General features: G+C 44.3%; 18 protein-coding genes. 7 read left to right on the top strand and 11 right to left on the bottom strand.

Annotated elements, in window-relative coordinates; genetic code table 11:
- Positions 1 to 19: 19 nt before the first annotated feature.
- The 8 genes from ACYVNW_RS14975 to ACYVNW_RS14940 form a co-directional block, all read right to left on the bottom strand.
- Complete coding sequence (locus tag ACYVNW_RS14975) at positions 20 to 823, bottom strand: TerC family protein (protein WP_460680682.1); 804 nt, start codon at positions 821 to 823, stop codon at positions 20 to 22.
- 28 nt (positions 824 to 851) lie between these two features.
- Positions 852 to 1,814 carry a hypothetical protein gene (locus ACYVNW_RS14970; protein ID WP_460680681.1) on the bottom strand — a complete coding sequence of 321 codons (963 nt, stop codon included), beginning with the start codon at positions 1,812 to 1,814 and terminating at the stop codon, positions 852 to 854.
- 9 nt (positions 1,815 to 1,823) lie between these two features.
- Entirely contained in the window at positions 1,824 to 2,954 is a 1,131-nt protein-coding gene (locus ACYVNW_RS14965; RefSeq protein ID WP_460680680.1) for a toxic anion resistance protein, read from the bottom strand.
- A 65-nt stretch (positions 2,955 to 3,019) separates the two neighbouring features.
- Positions 3,020 to 3,634 (bottom strand): TerD family protein, encoded by a 615-nt coding sequence (locus ACYVNW_RS14960; RefSeq protein WP_460680679.1) that lies wholly within the window; start codon positions 3,632 to 3,634, stop codon positions 3,020 to 3,022.
- Between the two features lie 6 nt (positions 3,635 to 3,640).
- Positions 3,641 to 4,195: a TerD family protein gene (locus tag ACYVNW_RS14955; protein WP_460680678.1), complete on the bottom strand. Its 555-nt coding sequence runs from the start codon at positions 4,193 to 4,195 to the stop codon at positions 3,641 to 3,643.
- Positions 4,185 to 5,024 carry a phosphoribosyltransferase family protein gene (locus ACYVNW_RS14950; protein ID WP_460680677.1) on the bottom strand — a complete coding sequence of 280 codons (840 nt, stop codon included), beginning with the start codon at positions 5,022 to 5,024 and terminating at the stop codon, positions 4,185 to 4,187. The genes ACYVNW_RS14955 and ACYVNW_RS14950 overlap by 11 nt, the downstream gene beginning before the upstream one ends.
- Entirely contained in the window at positions 5,024 to 5,716 is a 693-nt protein-coding gene (locus tag ACYVNW_RS14945) for an HAD family hydrolase (RefSeq protein ID WP_460680676.1), read from the bottom strand. Before ACYVNW_RS14945 ends, ACYVNW_RS14950 begins: the two co-directional genes overlap by 1 nt.
- On the bottom strand, positions 5,717 to 6,292 hold the full coding sequence (locus ACYVNW_RS14940) for a TerD family protein (RefSeq protein WP_460680675.1): 576 nt from the start codon (positions 6,290 to 6,292) through the stop codon (positions 5,717 to 5,719).
- 317 nt (positions 6,293 to 6,609) lie between these two features.
- On the opposite strand from ACYVNW_RS14940, the gene ACYVNW_RS14935 reads away from it, so the two are divergent.
- Both ACYVNW_RS14935 and ACYVNW_RS14930 read left to right on the top strand, forming a co-directional pair.
- Positions 6,610 to 6,831: a YtxH domain-containing protein gene (locus ACYVNW_RS14935; RefSeq protein ID WP_460680674.1), complete on the top strand. Its 222-nt coding sequence runs from the start codon at positions 6,610 to 6,612 to the stop codon at positions 6,829 to 6,831.
- Positions 6,832 to 6,962: 131 nt separating this feature from the next.
- Entirely contained in the window at positions 6,963 to 10,460 is a 3,498-nt protein-coding gene (locus ACYVNW_RS14930; protein WP_460680673.1) for a T9SS type B sorting domain-containing protein, read from the top strand.
- Positions 10,461 to 10,474: 14 nt separating this feature from the next.
- Here ACYVNW_RS14930 and ACYVNW_RS14925 read toward each other — a convergent pair whose 3' ends face one another.
- Positions 10,475 to 11,995 carry a serine hydrolase gene (locus ACYVNW_RS14925; RefSeq protein ID WP_460680672.1) on the bottom strand — a complete coding sequence of 507 codons (1,521 nt, stop codon included), beginning with the start codon at positions 11,993 to 11,995 and terminating at the stop codon, positions 10,475 to 10,477.
- A 94-nt stretch (positions 11,996 to 12,089) separates the two neighbouring features.
- On the opposite strand from ACYVNW_RS14925, the gene ACYVNW_RS14920 reads away from it, so the two are divergent.
- The gene (locus tag ACYVNW_RS14920) at positions 12,090 to 14,267 is read left to right on the top strand and encodes a S9 family peptidase (RefSeq protein WP_460680671.1); all 2,178 of its coding nucleotides are present in this window, start codon (positions 12,090 to 12,092) and stop codon (positions 14,265 to 14,267) included.
- Between the two features lie 225 nt (positions 14,268 to 14,492).
- On the opposite strand, the gene ACYVNW_RS14915 is transcribed toward ACYVNW_RS14920, so the two are convergent.
- Both ACYVNW_RS14915 and mutY read right to left on the bottom strand, forming a co-directional pair.
- A complete protein-coding gene (locus ACYVNW_RS14915; RefSeq protein WP_460680670.1) occupies positions 14,493 to 14,921 on the bottom strand; it encodes a single-stranded DNA-binding protein in 429 nt (142 codons plus the stop codon).
- Between the two features lie 6 nt (positions 14,922 to 14,927).
- Positions 14,928 to 15,998 carry an A/G-specific adenine glycosylase gene (gene mutY / locus ACYVNW_RS14910; RefSeq protein WP_460680669.1) on the bottom strand — a complete coding sequence of 357 codons (1,071 nt, stop codon included), beginning with the start codon at positions 15,996 to 15,998 and terminating at the stop codon, positions 14,928 to 14,930.
- A gap of 186 nt (positions 15,999 to 16,184) precedes the next feature.
- Between mutY and ACYVNW_RS14905 the strand changes: the two genes are divergently transcribed.
- From ACYVNW_RS14905 to radA, 4 genes are all read left to right on the top strand, one after another.
- Positions 16,185 to 16,481, top strand: coding sequence for an HU family DNA-binding protein (locus ACYVNW_RS14905; RefSeq protein ID WP_460680668.1), 297 nt, complete (start codon positions 16,185 to 16,187; stop codon positions 16,479 to 16,481).
- A gap of 17 nt (positions 16,482 to 16,498) precedes the next feature.
- A complete protein-coding gene (locus ACYVNW_RS14900; protein WP_460680667.1) occupies positions 16,499 to 17,359 on the top strand; it encodes a tetratricopeptide repeat protein in 861 nt (286 codons plus the stop codon).
- A gap of 232 nt (positions 17,360 to 17,591) precedes the next feature.
- Positions 17,592 to 19,142 (top strand): Rne/Rng family ribonuclease, encoded by a 1,551-nt coding sequence (locus tag ACYVNW_RS14895; protein WP_460680666.1) that lies wholly within the window; start codon positions 17,592 to 17,594, stop codon positions 19,140 to 19,142.
- A gap of 282 nt (positions 19,143 to 19,424) precedes the next feature.
- Positions 19,425 to 20,852, top strand: coding sequence for a DNA repair protein RadA (gene radA, locus ACYVNW_RS14890; protein ID WP_460680665.1), 1,428 nt, complete (start codon positions 19,425 to 19,427; stop codon positions 20,850 to 20,852).
- Positions 20,853 to 20,881: the final 29 nt, after the last annotated feature.

The raw sequence follows: 20,881 nt of genomic DNA, 5'->3' as shown, positions 1-20,881 counted from the left end.
CAGAAGTAATTAGTGCAGGTTAACTTTTATCTAAAACGTCCTCAGCCCTCTCGGCTACTACTGCACGTTTTCTCGGAAAGTTGAATAACAATGAACTCAGCACCGGCAGTACAAATATGGCTACAGTAAATACTGATACGAAGATATCAGCCTTTTCGCCTTCCAGGGCTTCAGCAATAGGCGTACCCGGATAAAAATGAGTGTATAAAGAAGCGGCCAATTTAGTACCCAATAAGCCAATCACAACAAAGGCAACAGTTTCCAAAAAACTGAACTTCTCCAGCAATTTAACAAAGGCCTGAGCTACAAAACGCATGGCCAGTATACCGATAAATACCCCGGTATAAATTAAAAAGATATGATCAGTAAAGGCCACGGCGGCAAATACGTTATCAATAGAAAATGCCAAATCCATTACCTCAACCAAAGCTACAGTAGCCCAAAAATTACCTACCAAACCTACGGTTGATTTGTACAGCCAGTTGCCGCCCTTATCTACTGATTCCTCTTCTTCGCCCTCATTGGCCTTGCCTTTAAAATAATCAAAAGCCAGGTAAATGAGGTATAAACCACCCAAAGGTTTCAGCCACCACACTTTTACTAAAAACGAAGCCAGCAGCAAACAGGCGCCACGCAATACATAAGCGCCAATGATGCCATAGCGCAAAGCACGGCTGCGTTCTTTTTGCGGCAAATCCATCACCATGGTGGCCAGCACTGCGGCATTATCTACCGAAAGCAAGCTTTCAATTACAATAAGGTTAAGGATAATCAGCAGGGCGGCTTTAATATCTGAGCCTAAAAGTTGGTGTACAAAATCCATACAGGTAAAGGTAATATTAAGATTTGGTTTAGATGATATCTGTGTTCAGCATTGCTTTCAGGATGTTTGCCTGTGCATCCACATCGGCAATACTTTGCAGAAAGTTCATGTCATTTAATTTTTTATGGTTCTCAATCAGCAGTTGTTTAATTTCAGGACTTAAGGTTGATTTCACCAAATTAATACTGTTTTGCAGCTGAGTGTTTTTATTGTTCAGTTCCTGAATCAAGTTTTCCTTTTGTGAAGCCCCGCTGTTGTTTTCTAAATTATTGAGTTTATCAATATCAAAAAACAAGAACAGGCCCTGTGCTAAAAAGAAAATGAAGAAGCGGTCGGTACCACTCAGCTGATAAATTTCGGCAACAGTATCGCCATAACGTACCCCCTCATAAAATGAAGTCCGGAATTCGTATTTACACAACGTACCCATCAGTTTGCGCTGAATAACGGCATAGGCATTCTGGTAAATCTCGTTAGGCGCATACTTCATCCATTCCACCATCGCCTCGGGCGGCACCTCGCGATAAAAATCGGCCGCAAAACGTGCGCTGAAACCGTTAATGTTTTTTGCGAAAGGGTACTCGGCCGAGTCATTAGACAATGCCTCGTACAACTTGCGCAGCGAGTTATTCACCTTCAGCGCCTGCCGTTGCTGCTCCAATTGGAATGTTTGACGGCTAAGGCCTGAGCTCTGCAACTGGTCTATCAAATCTTTATTGATCTGCATCTCTTCCAGCAGCAGGCTAATGCTTTGCTCATTGTTGCGCTTTATTTTGCGGAGCAGTTCTACCAGCGTTTGGGTAAACTGCAGGTGGAACAGCTCCAGCTTATTGATATCCAGTTCGGGGTTATTCTCAAACAACTGGTGAATGATCTGACTACGCAGATATATTTTATAAATGATCTCATCGCCGAAAAATACAGCAAGCAGTTGCAGCTTGCTGATGATTCGCCTCGAGTCATTTAATATCGCCGTACGGGTTTCATCCATTCGGCAAAATTAGCCAACATTCGTTACATTTTTGCGCAGCTCGGTTTCTAATTTCTGTAGCTCGCCGTTTAGTACTTTGCGGTTTTGCGTACCTTCTTCGTGAATGCGTTTCACCTCGCTCAATGTTTCAATTAATGATTGTGTGGTGCGTTTCAGCGTATCAATAGAAACTACAGTTTTCTCATTTTCACGGGCTACATCAATACTGTTCTGCTTCAGCAAATCGGCATTTTTTTGCAAAATGGTGTTGGTAGCGTCCGATACCTTTTTCTGCATCTCCACATTGGCCTTCTGACGGTTAAGCGCCACGGCAATAGTGAGCTGGTTCTTCCAAACCGGTATGGTGGTAGAAATAATAGACTGTGCTTTTTCGGCTATAGAGGTATTGTTGTTCTGTACCACGCGTATTTGCGCTAAAGATTGCATCATGATGAAGCGCACCACCTTCATATCGGCCAGGCGCTTATCCAGGCGGTTCACAAAATCGCGCATGTCGGCAATCTCGTAGTCGTTGTAATCCTGCGGACGGCCTTCCATGGCGGCCAGCTGTATGCTGAGTTCGTTGAATTTTAACTGTCCGGCAATAATCAGCTCCTCCATTTGCTTAATATACTGCACATTGCTATCGAACATGGTTTGCAGCGAGCTGTTATCTTTAATAGAGTTCAAACGGCCGGCTTTTATTTTATTGGTGATCTTGTCGATGTTATTCACCACTAAATCATATTTGGCAAACAGTTTTTCTACATCAAGCACTACGCCACGCAGAAAAGGGATTTTCATCAAAAAGCCTTTCAAGCCTTTCGGGTTCAATTCATCTACATCAATATAGTTCAGTTCGGTCAGCAAGTCGGTAATCAGGCCGCCTACTTCGCCGGAGTTGTAAGTACGCACCGAGCTCAAAAACTGGTTGCTGTACTTCTCCATGGAGTTTTGTACCTCTACGCCATAATTCAACACCGCATCGGCATTGCCTGGTTTGAGGTCTTTGCTTAGCTGGGCATATTTGGCTTCATCTTCCGGCTTAATCAAAGCCATATTTACATTGCCGTCTTTATCCAACTTTAGCTGTGAGGGGTTGCCAGAGGGCAGGTTATCACCAGCCGGCATTTCGGGCATTTCTATGGTTGGGGTATCCATTGTGATTGTGTTTTAAGAATTACCGGATATAAATCAATTACACACCCGGCAAATAGGTAATACAATTATAAATACTGTTGCGCTACCGTTTGTACGGTTTGCTTCAGGTCGCGGTCTCTGGTCGGCTCGCCAATGGCATTGAATTTCCATTCGCCGTTCTTTTTATAGAAAACGCCCATCACCATAGATACGTGGCCCGCAAAACCGGCACCGTGAGCAATGTCATACTTGGCAAATACTTCGTTTACGCGTTTTGGTGTACCTTCATAGATACGGATGGAGGCAAAAGGAATTTTGCCAAAATCGTGCCCACGGAAACTGTTCAGCACAAAGGCTACATACTCGGTAGAAGGGCTCAGCATGGAAAAATCTAAAGTAATTACCTCGTTATCCTGGCCATCATCACCACCCATATCACCAGTTAAATCATCTCCGCTGTGCTTTACCGCGCCGTTTTTTGATTTTAGGTGGCCGAAGTACACCACTTCTTCCAGCTTTTTATTGGCATCGAACAAGGCGCAACTGCCATCCAGGTCAACGGCCTCTTTGCGTGAGCCGATGCCGAATAAGCCTTTGTGCTCAATAGCACCCCAGTTAATGCCTACACATACATTTTGCAGCGAGGTACCATTACTTTTTTGCAGGTTAATGCGCTGCCCTTTTTGCAGATTGATTGCCATATCGGTTTAGTTGTATTTGTTTAAATAATCTTGCAGGCCGCCCTTCATGCCGGCACCTACAGCTTCAAATTTCCACTCGTTGTTGCGTTTGTAAATACGGCCGAACTCGACTGCAGTCTCAATAGAAAAATCTTCTTCCAGCTCGTATTTTAATAATTCGGCATTGGTACCTGCATCAAAAATGCGCACAAAAGAGTTACGCACCTGCCCAAAGTTCTGGCGGCGGCTCTCAGCTTCATGAATAGTTACCACAATGCAGATCTCGGTAGCGCGCGGGTCAATCTTTGATAAGTCTACCTTAATCTGCTCATCGTCGCCATCACCGGCGCCGGTTAGGTTATCGCCGGTATGTTCTACCGCGCCATCTGGTGATTTAGCGTTATTGTAAAACACAAAATATTCATCGGCCAGTATTTTTTTGTTATCGCCCATAATAAATACAGAAGCATCCAGATCGAATGCTGCGCCCGTTACCGAACTGTTGGTATCCCAGCCCAGGCCGATAACGAACTTGGGTGCGTTAATAGCTTCGCGCTGGCCTTTTTGCAAGTTAATTGCCATGTGATGTTATTTTTTGATTGGTAAATAAGTGGTTCTTGATATAAATTAAATTGGCCTCGTAACTTTCCATTAAATGATAGCCGTTACCTATAGCCATATGATATAACTGCCGGATGAAGGCATCGGTTTGATCCTGAATGAATAATCTGAAGCTGCCGTGCTCATAATTGAGAATATACTTCACCAGCCGGGTATTGATACGAAAATCCTGACCATTAATGATACGATCGAGGTCAAAGATGGATTTTACCTCATAATAGTTCAGTGTATTCTCAATATTGGGGTGGATATTTGAATCGGCCAGCTCGGCGAAATACAGCATGTACATGGTATTGTTCAAACCATATTCGGCAGCCATTTTACGGATCATGCGCTCATGGCTGCCTGTAATTTTAATATCGTCCAGAAACAGCAGGGTTTTGCCCTCTAAAAAAGCTTTATCAATATGAAAAGAATCATTACCGATGAGGCGCATGCGTTCCTCGGCGTTTAATTCACCGTAATCTTCTTTGTAGGTAATGGTACGGTGTACTTTGGTTTCCTGTACCGTAGGCAAACCATTCTCGGCCAGATAATGGTTCAACCGGTAAACAAAATGGTCTTTCATGGCAAAGGTAGCCGTGGGGATAAACGAGTAGGGGCTGGAGATTACCACCAACTGCTCACAGATGGGGTTTGATTTTAGGTATTCAATAAAACCATCAGCCAGGGTTTCGCCAAAATGCTGCGCTGCCACACCATCGCCAAATTTAAAACGGCTGTACAAACCCGGGCTAAATCCAAATTCTGCAGGGCTATATATTTTGTGTAATGAGTAGGTAGCGGCCATTAGCTAAGCAAACAAGTGATACATTGGTTATTGGAATTGATGAGCCGGCTTTGTATGCCAGCCTTCAATGCGCCCTCAATATCTGCATTTTTATTATCACCTACATGGATTATATTCGCAGGCAAGGCTTTTTTATTGCACTGCGCTGCCCCCTGCAGCAGCATCTCAAAAAATTTGGGGTTAGGTTTCGACAGGCCGACTTCATCCGAATACAATTGAAAATTTAAGTAAGGCGCAATATCTAATTGCTGCAATACCTGCCTCAGTATTTCGCCCCTGATGAAGCCGGTATTACTGAGCAGGCTTAGCGTACAATCTTCCTGCTGCTTTAATTGGCTAAGCACATCCCTGGTTTGAGCGCAATAGATTACCGGCATATAATTAAAAAACAGTGCATCCATGTCTGCACCTATCTGCACCATATCTACCTCATGCATGGGCAATTGATAATCATTCATGATGCTCAGTACCATCAGATACATTTCATCCGAATCTACATTTTTGCCGGTTTTTTCGTTAATGGCATTCACCATTATATCTACCTGCCTGAAGATGGCCGCAATCTCTTCGATGCTTTTGCGTGCATAGTTATAATGCTGAAGAAAGTAAGCCACCCGCTGCTGCTTAAACGCCGGGTTAGAGCGAATCAGCGTCAACCAGAGATCAAATGAATAATGATAGTAGGCCGACATTTACTTAATGATCTCCCCTTTAAAATATTTACTTAAAAAGAAGGCCAGATCCTCGCGGTAACCCACGCCCGAAGCTTCAAATTTCCACTGCCCGTTGCGTTTGTACAGGCGGCCAAACTCTACGCCGGTTTCAATGGAAAAATCTTCGCCCAGTTCATACTTAGCAATCTCCTGCCCATTGCTTTCATCCACCAGGCGGATGTACGAATCGCGCACCTGACCGTAGTTTTGGCGGCGCAATATGGCTTCATGAATGGTAACTACAAACAGAATTTCAGTAATGCGGTCATCTACCTTGCTTAAATCAACCGTAATGGTTTCATCATCGCCGCCATCGCTGTTGCCGCCAGTGGGGTCGTCGCCCGAGTGGTGCAGAGCACCATCAGGCGAGTCGGTATTACCATAGAATACAAAGAATTCCTCTTTGGGAATAAGCCTGTCGGCATTAATCATAAATGCCGAGGCATCAAGGTCAAAAGCGTAGCCGGTGCCCTCATTGGGGTTCCAGCCCAGGCCGACGCTGATTTTGGACAAGCCGATATCAATACGCTGTCCTTTTTGCAAATTTATAGCCATAGGTTTGCTATATGTAGTGAATTATAAACACCTGTTAGATGCACCTGCTGCCCGAATATTACAATACAGGTTCATATATTTTCAGCCTGGGTGCATCTGTTTAATGGAGGGTAAGATAAGCATATTCGAAAACTAACCCTATGCAGCTTTAAATTATATTAAGCTGTTACAGTATATCGTTTGGGGGGGGGCAGCAATAAAAAGGCGCTATAAAGCTGTGTAACAATTAAATACTTATATAGTCATATCCCTGTAACAGCATTTACTGGCACCATACTTGTAACACTTTGTATAATTAACATCAAAACACTACTACTATGAGTTTATTAAAATACGTGGCCATTGGCGCCGCAGTAGCCTATGGCGTAAAGTACCTAACCAAAAAAGATGAAAACGGCCGTGCATTAATTGACGACCTGAAGGATAAAGCACCGGAATATATGGACAAACTGAAAACCACCGGCGAGAAATACTTTAATGATATTGCTGATAAGGTAAAAGAAAAAGCCTCCGGCTACCAGGAACAAGCCACTGTATAATATAAATAAGCCCCGGCCAAAACCGGGGCCTATTCGTTAAACCAGCTTTTTAAAAGGATTGGATGGATTATTTCATTTAATTCAATTATTTTGCATCAGGATTTCAACCATCCCTTATCCTGAGCATAATTGTGATTACCCGAACCTTATTTAAGCTGTTGTTTTGGCTGTGCGCTGTTTTTTCTTTCCAACTGGCCGCAGCACAGGCACCCAATATTTCTTATCCTTCTCCGCAGGTTTATACCATTAATCAAAGCATAAATCCTGTGCTACCCGTTAATAGCGGCGGAGCTGTAACTGGTACCAGTGCAAGTACAGTAATAGCCTTAACCTTTAACATGTATACGCATGTATTTACCGTAGACGGTGCAGGGAACATTTATGTTGCAGACCCCTTTAGTAATACAATTGAAGTACATAAAGTAGATGGCAGTACATCTACTATAAAGGTTGGCGTTTTGCATCCTTATGCTATGGCGGTTGATAGAGGAGGAAAGTATTTATACTCTATTGACTACCTTGATCTGAGCATCTGGAAAACTGATTTAATGACGGGCACCGCAAGTAAATTTTCGAGTGAAACCTCGAACGATATAGCCGTAGATGCCAGTGGTAATATTTATTTAATTCAGCAAACAGGCATTGTAAAGCTGTTGCCCGATGGTAGTAACAAAACCACTATTTCTCCTGCCTTTAAATACTATGGTGGTGCACACCTTGCTGTAAATGCTGCTGGCACATTGGTGTATTGGACGAATGCGATAACCAATGAGGTATTCCAACTTAATACGCTTACCCATGTTGTAACCACCATAGCGGTTAGCACTCCGCTTTACCAAATGTATGCATCTATATGTACTGATGATGAAGGCAATCTTTATGGCATTAATACTGATGCATCTGTAGAGAAGTTTGATGCGCTAACCTTAAGCAAAACAACTTTGTTAGCTACCCGATATGGCAAAACTAAGGGAACAGGCCCTTTCGCTAACAACTTTGTACCATTAAGGGGAATAAATTTAGCGTTGGATAACAGTGGAAATATTTATCTGCTGGATGCTGATAATAACATTCCACAAATTGAAAAAATAAGTAATCTTAAATATAGCATTGACAAGCCTCTGCCAGCCGGACTGGTATTTGATACCGAAACCGGGCAAATTAGTGGTACGCCTACAACCGGTTCTGCTGCCGCCACCTATACCATTACAGCCTATAATGCTTCCGGTAACAGTATAACTACGTTTAGCCTCGAAGTAAAAGATCCGTTAGCTGCAAGTCCGCCTAAAATCAGCTATCCAACTCCTAATGTGTACTCAGTTAACCAGGCTATAGTACAGTTAGTACCTGTTAATACCGGTGGCTTACCCACAGCAACTACCTCTTTAACCACATTGATTAATAATTTGAACTACTCCACCGCCATTGCCACAGATGCCTCGGGTAATGTTTATATTAACAGTTCTACAAAAAAGGCTATCGAAATAATTGCACCAAACGGTAGTAGATCTTCTTTAAATATTTCCGTTTCATATCCTTATAAATTGGCTGTAGACCGGGCAGGTAAATATTTATATGGAGTGGATTACCTTACGTCCAACCTATGGAAAATAGATATTGCTACAGGTTCGGCTGTAAATATAGGCAGTGGCAATAATTACCTTAACGTAACTACTGATGCCGCTGGTAACGTATATGCACTACAAAAGCAGGGAATTGAAAAAATTACGCCAAATGGGCAAATCACAACTATTAATTTACATTCATTTAGTTTTATTCCGGGTATTGCAGTAAATGCGGCAGGAACAACATTGTATTATACCGAACCTGCATCAACTAAAATTTATCAGGTTGATGTAGCTACCGGGCAAATTAGTTCTTTCAGCATCAACCTACCAAACTTTGGAACTTACACAGCGCTGACTGCCGCCAATGATGGTAGTTTATATTTTGCTGCAAATGGACAATTTTTATTATATAAATATGATATTTCAACTGGTACGTTAACTAAATCAGCATCTAACACACCCGGCGATGCTGTAGATTTAGAAACCGATAATAACGGAAATGTTTATATGCTGAACGCCACTACTTACAACCAGTCAGTTGAAAAAGTATCAGGAAGTAAGTATACCATAGATAAACCGCTACCGGCAGGGCTGGTATTTGATCCAGCAACCGGAATTATCAGTGGTACGCCCACAGTTGCATCGCCTGCTACAAATTATACCGTAACGGCATATAACTCGTTTGGCAGTAGTTCAGCCATTGTTAATATCAAGGTAAATGCCGCACTTCAACCATCCATCATCAACTTTCCGCCCCCGACTACCGCTACTATGGATTTGAATGGCGCGCTTCAAACCGACGCCACCAGTACCAACAATGAAACGCCTATTACGTACACCAGCAGCAACCCGGATGTTGCCTATGTAGGCAATGACGGTAATGTATATGTAATTGATATAGGCTATACCACCATTACAGCCTATCAAAAAGGTAATGATAACTATTTACCGGCAACCCCTGTACCACAGTTTTATACCTTCAAACTATTTCAGGTAATTGATTTTCCTGCTATTGCAACTAAGTCAACCTGCGATGTTAGCTTTTCGGCCAATGCACTCAGCAACAGCGACGTAATTCCGCTTACTTATACCAGCAGCAACCCTGCGGTGGCCACGGTTTCTGCAACAGGGCAGATTACTATATTAGCGCCAGGAACAGTAACTATTACAGCCAATCAGGATGAAGGCCCTTTATATATAAAAGCACAGCCGGTATCCAGAACATTTACAGTAGTTCCGCTGATTACCCCATCACTAACTATCACTCCAACTACGTACGATAAATGCCAGGGCGAAAACTTACTGTTTACCGCAAACCCGGTAAATGCAGGCACCAAACCTACTTACCAGTGGAGTGTAAACGGCATTAATGCCGGAAGCAACCAGGCTACATTTAACAGCAGTACGCTAAAAACAGGTGATGTGGTTACATGTATAGTTACCAATAATGATGGTTGCAAGCCTGTAGCATCGGCAGTTTCCAATACTGCAACGGTTACAATAAACCCCAACATTTCAATAACGGCATCTATCAGTTCATCAACAACAGGCGCGGTATTATCCGGTGTGCCTGTTACCTTTACAGCTGCTATTACCCCGGCAACGGGGCCACAGTTATATTACAACTGGCAGGTAAACGGTATCAGCACCGGGGGCAACAGCCCGACGTTTACCAGCAGTACTTTGGCAGATAAAGATGTAGTAAGCTGTACCATCACCGCAACCGGTAAATGTGTAATTACCCCAAGTGTGAATACCAATACCATTATGGTACACATCAATACACAGCGCATTGCCGAGATTGTGATCCCCAACACATTTACGCCTAACGGAGATGGGGTAAACGATGTATGGAACATTCCGGGTTTACTGGCCTATAATGATTGCAACATGACTATATACAACCGCTACGGCGAAGCGGTACATCAATCTATCGGCTACCGCCAGCCTTGGGATGGTACCAAAAATGGCAGCCAGGTACCAACAGGCGTATATTATTATATAATTAACTTCAGAAATAGTAGCGCTGTTCTGTCGGGTTCAATTACTGTATTAAGATAAAAAGTGAGCAAGGATTACTTGCTCACTTTCCTGAAATCATAAGGCATCATATCCACAAAGTCGGCTACCTTTACCCGCAGGCCGGTTACGGTATTGTTCTGCACATAAAAGGGCAGGATGGCTTTACCAAAAGCCGGATCAGAAAACACGGTATAAAAGCGGTTTCCGCCCAGTGATTGCATCCGGGCCGACATTTTAGGGTGATGCTCGAAGCGCATAATTAAATCATTGCTTTCGCCTCGGGCAACGGTTACGTTGCCATAAATTTCATTATAGTAAGTGCCGGTATAATCGTTTAGGCTTTTTTCGGTGCGCAGGTTCAGTGCTACTGAATCGCGCAGCTTACGATCGCGCTGCTGCTCGGCCAAATTATAAGCACGGGTTTGCGAGGCCGAACGGTCGGCATAGCCATGGTAAGGCAGCTTTAGGTAAGCGTCAATAATTTCGCGGTTGAGCGAGGAAATCAAATCATTTTGGTCGCTGTTGGTTAAAATCACAATACCCAGTTTCAGGCTGGGCACCAGCGTAACCGAAGATACAAAACCGTTAACGCCACCGGTATGCAATACCAGCCGGTGATCGTGATACTGCTCCAAAAACCAACCCAAGCCGTACAGTTCAAATTCGCCGGTTTCGGCCTGGCCTACTATAGCCTGCGGTTGACGGGTAGCTTCAATGGCAGTAGCAGGTATCACCTGTTTAGCGCCCACTTTGCCTTCGTTTAATAGCGCCAGCATCCACTTGCTCATATCAGCTGCCGATGAGCCAATACTGCCTGCAGGTGCTATGTTATCAATTTGTGCATAAGGGATAGCCGTTAAGCGGTTATCAACAATGGTATGAGCCGCCGAACGGTTCAGTGCCTTTCCAAAATCCGCCGATAGAGCCAGCGAGTTGGTCATCCCCAGCGGGGCAAAAAACTTTTCTTTAATATAAGCTTCCCAAGGCTGGCCGGTTATTTGGGCTAAAGCTTCGCCTGCTGTTAAAAAAGCCGCGTTGGTATAGCCCCATTTGCTGCGGAAAGGATAAACCGGCTTGATTTTACCCAGCGTAGTTATCACCTGCTGCCGGCTAAGGTTACTGTTGTAAAAAGCAAAATCACCCTGAAAGGTTTCAAAACCCAGGCGGTGGCAAAGCAAGTCGCGTAAGGTAGCACCGCTATTGGCTAAGGGGTCATACAGTTTAAAATCGGGCAGATATTTGGTTACCCGGTCGTTCAGGTTAATTTTATTCTCGGCTTGCAAAGTGGCAAGGGCCGTAGCAGTAAAAGCTTTAGTGTTACTGCCAATCATGAACAAGGTATTGTTGTCCACCTTGGCATTCAAGCCCAGCTCCTTGATGCCGTAGCCGCGTATGAGCACAATTTTATTGTCTTTTACTATACCTACTGCTGCACCCGGTATGCGCCAGTTGGTGAGGGCGCGGTTTACGTAGCTGTCCAAACTATCGCGCAAAAACTTATCGCGATTGATGCGCTGGGCATGTAACAATATGGGGGCGAAGCAGCAAAAAAATAAAAAGTATAGTTTTTTCATTACAGAGACAATAAATTTACCATCGTAAACACCAAAGGTTAACGAAAAAGCAATCGCTACATTACGTAACAACCTCAACTTAATTATTGATTATATGAATAAGAAATTTTACAAGCCTTTGTTGGGCGCAGTACTGCTGGCCGGCTTTCTGGGCTTCAGTAAGCCTGCTGCCGCGCAGTTTGGGCGGGGCACCCAATGGGCCAAAGACGGCTATCAGTATTACCGCACCCAGGGCGGCGAAATTGTAGAGCTTGACAGCCGCGATGCCTCTAAAAAAACAGTTCTGGCTACACAAGCCATGTTAACGCCTGCAGGCAAGCCGGCATTGCAGGTGCGCCGCTTCACTTTATCTGATGACGGGCAGAAAATTTTATTAAATACCAATACCAAAAAAGTATGGCGCTATGATACCCGCGGCGATTACTGGGTATTGGATTTAAAAACCAAAACCCTGAAGCAACTGGGCGCTGGCAAACCCGAATCTTCGCTGATGTTTGCCAAGTTTTCGCCAGACGGCGCTAAGGTAGCTTATGTAAGCGAACATAATATTTATGTGGAAGATTTGGCCAGCAGCGTAATCACTCCTTTAACTACCGATGGCACACTAAAGCTGATTAACGGCACCTTTGACTGGGCTTATGAGGAAGAGTTTGACTGTCGCGACGGCTTCCGCTGGTCGCCGGATGGGCATGCCATTGCTTACTGGCAAATTGATGCCAGCAAGATTCCGAACTATCTGATGCTGAACACCACCGACAAGCACTATCCGTTTGTAGTACCGGTTGAATATCCTACTGCTGGCGAAGATCCCAGCTCGGCACGTATTGGTGTGGTGAACGTAAACGGTGGCCCAACCCGCTGGCTGCAGGTACCCGGCGACCCGGTGCAGCATTACATCCCGCGCATGCAATGGGCCGATAACTCTAACGAAGTGATTTTAGAGCAGCTAAACCGCGCGCAAAACGAGGCGAAAGTGTTCATGTGCAATGTATCAAACGGTACTACCCGCGTCATCCATCAGGAAGATGATAAGGCCTGGGTAGACGTACGCGATGAGTCGGGCTGGCAGTGGATTGACAAGAGCCGTAAGTTTATATGGCTGAGCGAAAAAGATGGCTGGAAACATGTTTATACCATAGACCGCGATGGCAAAGAAAAACTATTGACGCCCGGCAAGTATGATGTGATCAACCTGAGCCTGGTAGACGAAGCTGATGGTTTAATTTATTTTATTGCTTCGCCAGATAATGCTACACAAAAATACTTGTACCGTGTAAAACTGACTGGCGGCAAGCCAGAACGGGTATCACCTGCCGACCAGCCAGGCACGCATGGTTATGAGATTTCGCCCAATGGCAGAATTGCGCTGCATACCTTTTCTAACAACTACACCCGCCCGCAGAGCGAAGTAATCAGTTTGCCCGAACACCAGCACCTGAGCGGTAGTACAGTAGCAGTGGATGCTGCCGCACCTCACCGGGTAGAGTTCTTTAAAGTAACTACTACCGATGGCGTAGAAATGGACGGCTGGATGGTAAAACCTACCAATTTCGACCCGAATAAAAAATACCCCCTTGTATTTACTGTATATGGCGAACCGGCCTCACAAACTGTTACCGATACTTATGGTATTGGCTTTAACCGCCTGTATAATGGCAGCATGGCTGATGATGGTTATATTTATGCCTCATTGGATAACCGTGGCGCACCTGCCCCCAAAGGCCGTGAATGGCGTAAAGCGATTTACCGGAATATCGGTATCATCAACATACGTGACCAGGCATTAGGTGCCCGCGAGATGATTAAAAAATATGCTTTTATTGATACCAGCCGCATTGCCGTGCATGGCTGGAGCGGCGGCGGTTCATCTACCTTGAACCTGATGTTCCAATATCCGGAGATTTATAAAACCGGTATCTCGGTAGCCGCTGTGGGCTGGCAATTAACTTATGATAATATTTACCAGGAGCGTTATATGGGTGTGCCTACTACCGAAGAAGGCCGCGCCTACTTTGTAAAAGGCTCGCCGGTTACGTATGCCAAAAACCTGAGAGGCAATTTGCTGTATATTCATGGCACGGGTGATGACAATGTGCATTATCAAAATGCCGAATTGTTAATTAACGAACTGGTAAAATATAATAAGCAGTTCCAACTGATGTCATACCCCAACCGTACGCACAGCATCTCCGAAGGTGAAGGTACTAACGCACACCTGCGGGGCTTGTTTACTCAATACTTAAAAGAACATTGCGCACCGGGAGGGAGATAAGACTGAAGGTTATATTCATTTAAAATCATCTCCATTGCGTCATTGCGAGGTACGAAGCAATCCTCGACTTACAAAGCCGTTATATGAAGTCGCTTGCAGAGAAATTGCTTCGTACCTCGCAATGACGTAGTGAAGAAGTTGCAAGGCCCTTTTAGCAGTAATAAAACAAAAGAGCCGCTCCCTTCCGAGGCGGCTCTTTCAATTATAAAAGTTTAAGTTTGAGGGTTAAAATGGTAAATCGTCTTCGCCATTACTGCTAAACGTTTGCTCTACCTCTTCCTCCGCCTTGTAGCCCTGGCGTTGGCCGCCTTCAGCTTCAAAATCACTTTTCCGGCCCAACATGGTAAAGTTTTCAGCCACTATTTCGGTGGTATACTTTTTAATACCGCCTTTATCTTCAAATGAACGGGTTCTGAGCTTGCCCTCAATGTATACCAGTTTGCCTTTTTGCAAAAATTTGGCGGCTACATCGGCCAAACCACGCCACATTACAATGTTATGCCACTCGGTTTGCTCTACCTTGCGGCCATCTTTGTTAAAACTTTCGGAGGTAGCCAGCGGAAAGCTCGCTACAGATACGCCGCCTTCCAGGTGACGCACTTCTGGGTCTTTCCCTAAATGACCCACTAAAATTACTTTATTAATACCAGACATATTAGTTTAAATCGAGAACAGGGAGTTGTTTTTTAAATTTAAAAATTTAGTTAAAAATATAAAAATGATTTTAGGAAGAGGTAAATTTTTTAAATTTTCTACTTCTGTGAAAAACCAGTTTTGTTCTAATTGAATTGGAGGATCAGCTAATTGTACAAATCTAACGTCGAGACGCTGGTGGGTAAGTACATGGGTTTGATTGCCAAACACTTCTTTAATGGAATTGTCGGTACCAAAAAATTGCTGTGCTTCAGCCTGTTCTATTAATATATACGGAGATACCGGCGATAATGTTTCGATCAGCGGCAAATCATACATGTTGGCCCATATATCTTTATCATTTCGCTTGTTTAGTAAAATGCGCTCACCGTCGGTATATAAAAAATACGTAAAAAAGCGCTCCCTCACTTTTGTCTTTTTTAATTTTACCGGCAGTTGCGCTACGGCGTTATGTAAAAAAGCCTGGCATCCCTGCCTTACCGGGCAAGTACCACAAGCCGGGCTTTTAGGCTTGCACAGCATGGCACCAAACTCCATCATGGCCTGGTTATGCAAACCGGGTTCGGTTTGGTTCAACACTTCATCGGCCAGCTTTTTAAAAGTTTTGATGCCTTCGGTACTGTTTATGGGGGTATCCACACCAAAATAGCGTGCCAATACGCGGTACACGTTACCATCAACTACGGCTTTGGCTTCGTTAGCTGCAAAAGAAGATATGGCTGCAGCCGTATATTCACCAATGCCTTTCAGGCGTATCAGTTCCTCAAACGAAGTAGGAAAAACACCGCCATGCTCAGCCATTACCTGCCTGGCAGTAACCAGCATGTTGCGCCCACGCGAGTAATAACCCAGGCCCTGCCACAGCTTTAATATTTCATCTTCGCTTGCTGCGGCAAAATCAGCAACGGTGGGGTAAGTTTCTGCAAAACGCTTATAATAAGGCATTCCCTGCTCTACGCGGGTTTGCTGCAATATAATTTCCGACAGCCAGATCAGGTACGCATCGGTGGTGTGCCGCCAGGGTAAATCACGCTTGTTTTGCTGGTACCAGCTCACTATCTCATCAGCAAAATTCATTATATAAAAATACTAAAAATGTTAGGATTTACCTAATTGTAAGCCAAAAGTTTATAAAGTTTATGTCAACATCAGTGCCGTATGTTAAAAAAAACGTTGTTTTATTTTTCTCTTTCCGTTTTTACCTATACTTTTGCAACCCCAAAACAGTTAAGTATTTACAATAAAAATTAATCGAAAAAAGATATGACCAAGGCGGAAATAATTGCTGAAATCTCATCTAAAACAGGCATAGAGAAAGTGGATGTGCAGGAAACTGTTGAGGCGTTTTTCAAGGTAGTAAAAACCTCAATGGTAGAAGGCGAGAACGTATACGTAAGAGGTTTCGGAAGTTTTGTAGTTAAAAAAAGAGCGAAAAAGACCGCCCGTAATATTTCTAAAAATACAGCGATCATTATCCCTGAGCACTTTGTGCCCAGCTTTAAACCGGCTAAAACCTTTGTTGAGAAAGTAAAAACCGGCAACAAAAAAGCAAAAAAATAATTTAAAACACCCGCATTATGAATAAGAAACAAATAGCTGTAGTTGGCATCGTTGCATTAATGATGGGCTATTTGTATTTGCAGCCGGTAAAAGGGCTGATTAAGCCTAAAGAGGGCCGTTCAAGCGCAGGCCAGGTTACCGAGGCTGCCCCGGTGGCCAATGTAACGGTAGATATGGTTTCGGCAGCGGCCAAGGCGGCTGTTACCCCAAACCTGGCTACGCAGATTGCCACGCTTGAAACCCAGTTGAAAACTGCCAAAGGCGATGCCAAACAAAAAGTGCAACGCCAGTTGGCCAAAGCTTGGGATGATGTAAATCAACCCGCTCCTGCAGCTTTCTATTACCAACAGTTGGCTAAAGACCAAAACCAGTTTGAAGACTGGCTGACTGCCGGCACCCGCTTTAACGATGCTTATAAGTTTACGCAGGATACCACCATGCAGCCTGCCTTTGTAGCTAATGCCGCTGCAGCTTTTCAGCAGGCATTGAAGCAGAAGCCCGAAAGCCTAGATGCACAAACCGGACTGGGTATTGCCGATGTTAACGGCGCTGCCGCCAGCCCGATGGAAGGTATTGGCTTACTGCGTGGTGTGGTGGAAAAAGACCCCAACAACTGGAATGCAAATTTGGCTTTAGGCCAATTTGCCATGAAATCGGGCCAGTATGATAAGGCTGTGGGCCGCTTCAAAACCATGATAGCGCAAAAGCCCGATGCTAAAAAATCAATACTGGAACCGTACTTTTACCTGGCCGAAAGCTACAAACAGCTGGGCCAGAAACAGGAAGCAATTGCGGCCTACCAAAAATGTAAAGAATTAATGCCTGACCCAACCTTTGGGAAACGTATTGACGATTTTATAAACGAATTAAAAAATTAACTCACTTAAAAATTTAAAAAATTATGCCAAGCGGAAAAAAACGTAAAAGACATAAAATGGCTACTCACAAACGCAAAAAACGTTTAAGAAAAAACCGTCATAAGAAAAAATAAGCCGGCCCGCCGGTAAACCCATTGTTTGCTTAACGGCAGGCAATGGGTTATATTTTTTACTTATTCTTTTCTTTTTATTGAGGCAGCCGGGAGGGTTGCCTTACAAAATGGAGTAGCAGTTGATAAAAGAATTAATTATCGATTCATCCCCAAATGGGGCTACTATTGCTTTATTGCAGGATAAGCAACTCGTTGAACTTCATAAAGAGCAGGTTTCCAATAATTATACCGTTGGGGATATTTACATGGGCAAGGTTAAAAAAATCATGCCCGGTCTTAATGCTGCCTTTATTGACGTAGGCTACGAGAAGGATGCTTTTTTGCATTATTTAGACCTGGGGCCACAGGTGCAAAGCTTGCTGAAATTAACCAAGCAGGTGCGTACCGGCGGTTACCAGTCAAAACTGCTGGACAAATTTAAGCTGGAGGCGGACATTAACAAATCGGGCAAAATTGCCGAGGTGTTAACCAAGGGACAGTTGATTCCGGTGCAGATTGCCAAGGAACCCATATCAACCAAGGGACCGCGTTTAAGCTCTGATTTGTCAATTGCAGGGCGTTATGTGGTACTGGTACCATTCTCGGAAACTATTTCTATCTCAAAAAAGATAAAAAGTAATACCGAGCGTACCCGTTTGCGCAAAATTATTGAAAGCATTAAGCCAGAGCACTTTGGTGTTATTGTTCGTACCGTATCAGAAGGCAAGGGCGTAACCGAAATGCAAAAGGACTTGCTGGATCTGATTGCCAAATGGGAAACCTTTATGACCAAGCTGCCGGCTACCGATCCGTCTAAGAAAATACTAGGCGAGATTGACCGTACATCTACCTTACTGCGCGATATTCTAAACCCTGATTTTCAACACATTTATGTGAATGATAACGGGATATTCGAGGAAGTAAAATCCTACGTGCATGAAATATCGCCCGATTTGGAAAACATTGTTCGGCTGCACAAACACCGTGAGCCCATATTTGAGCATTACGGTATCGAAAAGCAAATTAAATCGGCTTTTGGTAAAACTGTAAATCTGCCCGGCGGCGCTTATCTGGTAATTGAGCATACCGAGGCTTTGCACGTTATTGATGTTAACAGCGGTAACCGCACAGCCAATAAGGAAAATCAGGAAGAGAACGCCCTGATGGTAAACAAAGAGGCGGCACGTGAAATTGCCCGCCAGCTGCGCCTGCGCGATATGGGCGGTATTGTGGTAGTTGATTTTATTGACATGCACAAGCCGCAAAACCGCAAGGAACTGTTTGACTGGCTGCGCGAAGAAATGGCGCATGACCGGGCCAAGCATACCATATTGCCGCCCAGCAAGTTCGGTTTGGTGCAAATTACCCGCCAGCGGGTGCGCCCCGAAATGAACATTGTAACCAGCGAAGTTTGCCCTACCTGCCATGGTACCGGTACCATCCGTCCGACTATATTACTGATGGATGATATCGAGAATAATTTTAACTATATCCTGGTAGAGCAGAACGAGAAAAAAATTACGCTTTGTGTTCACCCGTATATTGAAGCCTATATTAAAAAAGGGTTGATGAGCCAGCAAGTACGCTGGTACTTCAAATACAACCAGTGGATCAAGGTGAAAAGCAATCCGTCTTACCAGATGACGGAGTTCCATTTCTTTAATTCGAAAGAAGAAGAAATAAAGCTCTGATGTGCAGATGTGTTGATATGCATATGTGCAAATGATAATAACAGCAATAGTAGGATAGCACCAGGTGCGGTCTGAATCATTAGAAAAGAAACGATTACAAATTACAAAAAGCTGATGTTTGGCAAGCCCGAACATCAGCTTTTTTATTTATATTTATATGAGTATTCTTCTTTTGTCATTGCGAGGAACGAAGCAATCTTGTCGTAAATATTTTGAATAGGCATAGTTACGAGATTGCTTCGTTCCTCGCAATGACAAAACTTAATTTGCACATCAAATACATTGGCTAAAACTAAAACATCATATTTCTGCCAGCATTGCGGCTTCGAGTCGCCCAAATGGCTGGGCAAATGCCCGGCCTGCCAGCAATGGAACACCTTTGTTGAAGAGGTGATAGAAAAGCCCAACGCTGCTATACCTGATTGGAAAGCGACCGGCTCGGGCTCAACTTCTATGCAGCGTGCCAACAAGGCGGTGCAGGTAGCTAATATTCAATACAGCGAAGAGCACCGCATTATTACACCCGACCAGGAACTGAACCGGGTATTGGGCGGCGGTATTGTATCAGGCTCGCTGGTGCTCATTGGCGGCGAGCCGGGCATCGGTAAATCTACCCTGATGCTGCAGGTGGCCCTGAGTATGCCGAATATGAAGGTACTGTATATTTCGGGTGAGGAAAGCGACCGGCAGATTAAAATGCGTGCCGAGCGATTAACACCTTACCTGAAAGGTAAAGGCATTAATGGGCAGGAGTGCTTTATCCTGACGGAAACTTCTACCCAAAATATTTTTAAGCAAATTGAGGTCATCCAACCCGATTTGGTGGTGGTGGATTCGATTCAAACGCTGTATTCGTCACACATTGAATCTACACCAGGCAGCGTATCACAAGTGCGCGAGTGTACGGCCGAATTGCTGCGCTTCGCCAAGGAAAGCTCTACCCCGGTATTCCTCATCGGCCACATTACCAAAGATGGCTCTATTGCGGGGCCTAAAATTCTGGAGCACATGGTAGATACCGTACTACAGTTTGAGGGCGACCAGCACCATGTATACCGCATACTGCGCGCCAACAAAAACCGCTTTGGGTCAGCCTCAGAGTTGGGTATTTACGAAATGCTGGGCGCCGGTTTGCGCGAAGTATCCAATCCATCCGAAATTTTATTATCGCAGCGGGATGAAGCCTTAAGCGGGGTAACTATCAGCGCCACGTTAGAAGGACTTAGACCTATGCTAATTGAAACGCAGGCGCTGGTGAGCACTTCCGCATACGGTACGCCCCAACGTTCGGCTACGGGCTTCGATACGCGCCGTATGAACATGTTGCTGGCCGTGCTTGAAAAGCGTTGTGGCTTCAGGCTATCCAGTCAGGATGTATTCCTGAACATTACCGGTGGTATTAAGGTAGAAGACCCAGCAATTGATTTGGGCTTAGCAGTGGCTATTGTGTCTTCACACGAGGATATTCCTATCCCATCCAAAACCTGCTTTGCAGGTGAATTGGGCCTATCGGGTGAGATACGTGCCGTAAACCGCATTGAGCAACGCATTGCCGAGGCACAAAAGCTGGGCTTTGAGCAAATATTTATTTCTAAATACAATCTGCCTTCTGGTAAAAAAGATAAAGCACAGATGGATTTATCCCGCTTCAGTATTGAAATTAAAACGGTAGGGCGTATTGAAGAAGTGTTTGGGTTGCTGTTCGGGTAAGTAACAGATAACCTCCTTGCCATGTTGAA

Source organism: Mucilaginibacter koreensis (assembly GCF_054783355.1).
This window is presented reverse-complemented; position numbering and strand designations above follow the sequence as displayed.

What these genes read in the sequence shown, in the direction of transcription:
- ACYVNW_RS14975 (WP_460680682.1), bottom strand. Translation starts at nt 823, where the DNA reads ATGGATTTTGTACACCAACTTTTAGGCTCAGATATTAAAGCCGCCCTG.
- ACYVNW_RS14965 (WP_460680680.1), bottom strand. Translation starts at nt 2,954, where the DNA reads ATGGATACCCCAACCATAGAAATGCCCGAAATGCCGGCTGGTGATAAC.
- ACYVNW_RS14935 (WP_460680674.1), top strand. Translation starts at nt 6,610, where the DNA reads ATGAGTTTATTAAAATACGTGGCCATTGGCGCCGCAGTAGCCTATGGC.
- ACYVNW_RS14950 (WP_460680677.1), bottom strand. Translation starts at nt 5,024, where the DNA reads ATGGCCGCTACCTACTCATTACACAAAATATATAGCCCTGCAGAATTT.
- ACYVNW_RS14915 (WP_460680670.1), bottom strand. Translation starts at nt 14,921, where the DNA reads ATGTCTGGTATTAATAAAGTAATTTTAGTGGGTCATTTAGGGAAAGAC.
- ACYVNW_RS14920 (WP_460680671.1), top strand. Translation starts at nt 12,090, where the DNA reads ATGAATAAGAAATTTTACAAGCCTTTGTTGGGCGCAGTACTGCTGGCC.
- ACYVNW_RS14925 (WP_460680672.1), bottom strand. Translation starts at nt 11,995, where the DNA reads ATGAAAAAACTATACTTTTTATTTTTTTGCTGCTTCGCCCCCATATTG.
- ACYVNW_RS14900 (WP_460680667.1), top strand. Translation starts at nt 16,499, where the DNA reads ATGAATAAGAAACAAATAGCTGTAGTTGGCATCGTTGCATTAATGATG.
- ACYVNW_RS14955 (WP_460680678.1), bottom strand. Translation starts at nt 4,195, where the DNA reads ATGGCAATTAACTTGCAAAAAGGCCAGCGCGAAGCTATTAACGCACCC.
- ACYVNW_RS14905 (WP_460680668.1), top strand. Translation starts at nt 16,185, where the DNA reads ATGACCAAGGCGGAAATAATTGCTGAAATCTCATCTAAAACAGGCATA.
- ACYVNW_RS14960 (WP_460680679.1), bottom strand. Translation starts at nt 3,634, where the DNA reads ATGGCAATCAATCTGCAAAAAGGGCAGCGCATTAACCTGCAAAAAAGT.
- ACYVNW_RS14945 (WP_460680676.1), bottom strand. Translation starts at nt 5,716, where the DNA reads ATGTCGGCCTACTATCATTATTCATTTGATCTCTGGTTGACGCTGATT.
- mutY (WP_460680669.1), bottom strand. Translation starts at nt 15,998, where the DNA reads ATGAATTTTGCTGATGAGATAGTGAGCTGGTACCAGCAAAACAAGCGT.
- ACYVNW_RS14940 (WP_460680675.1), bottom strand. Translation starts at nt 6,292, where the DNA reads ATGGCTATAAATTTGCAAAAAGGACAGCGTATTGATATCGGCTTGTCC.
- ACYVNW_RS14970 (WP_460680681.1), bottom strand. Translation starts at nt 1,814, where the DNA reads ATGGATGAAACCCGTACGGCGATATTAAATGACTCGAGGCGAATCATC.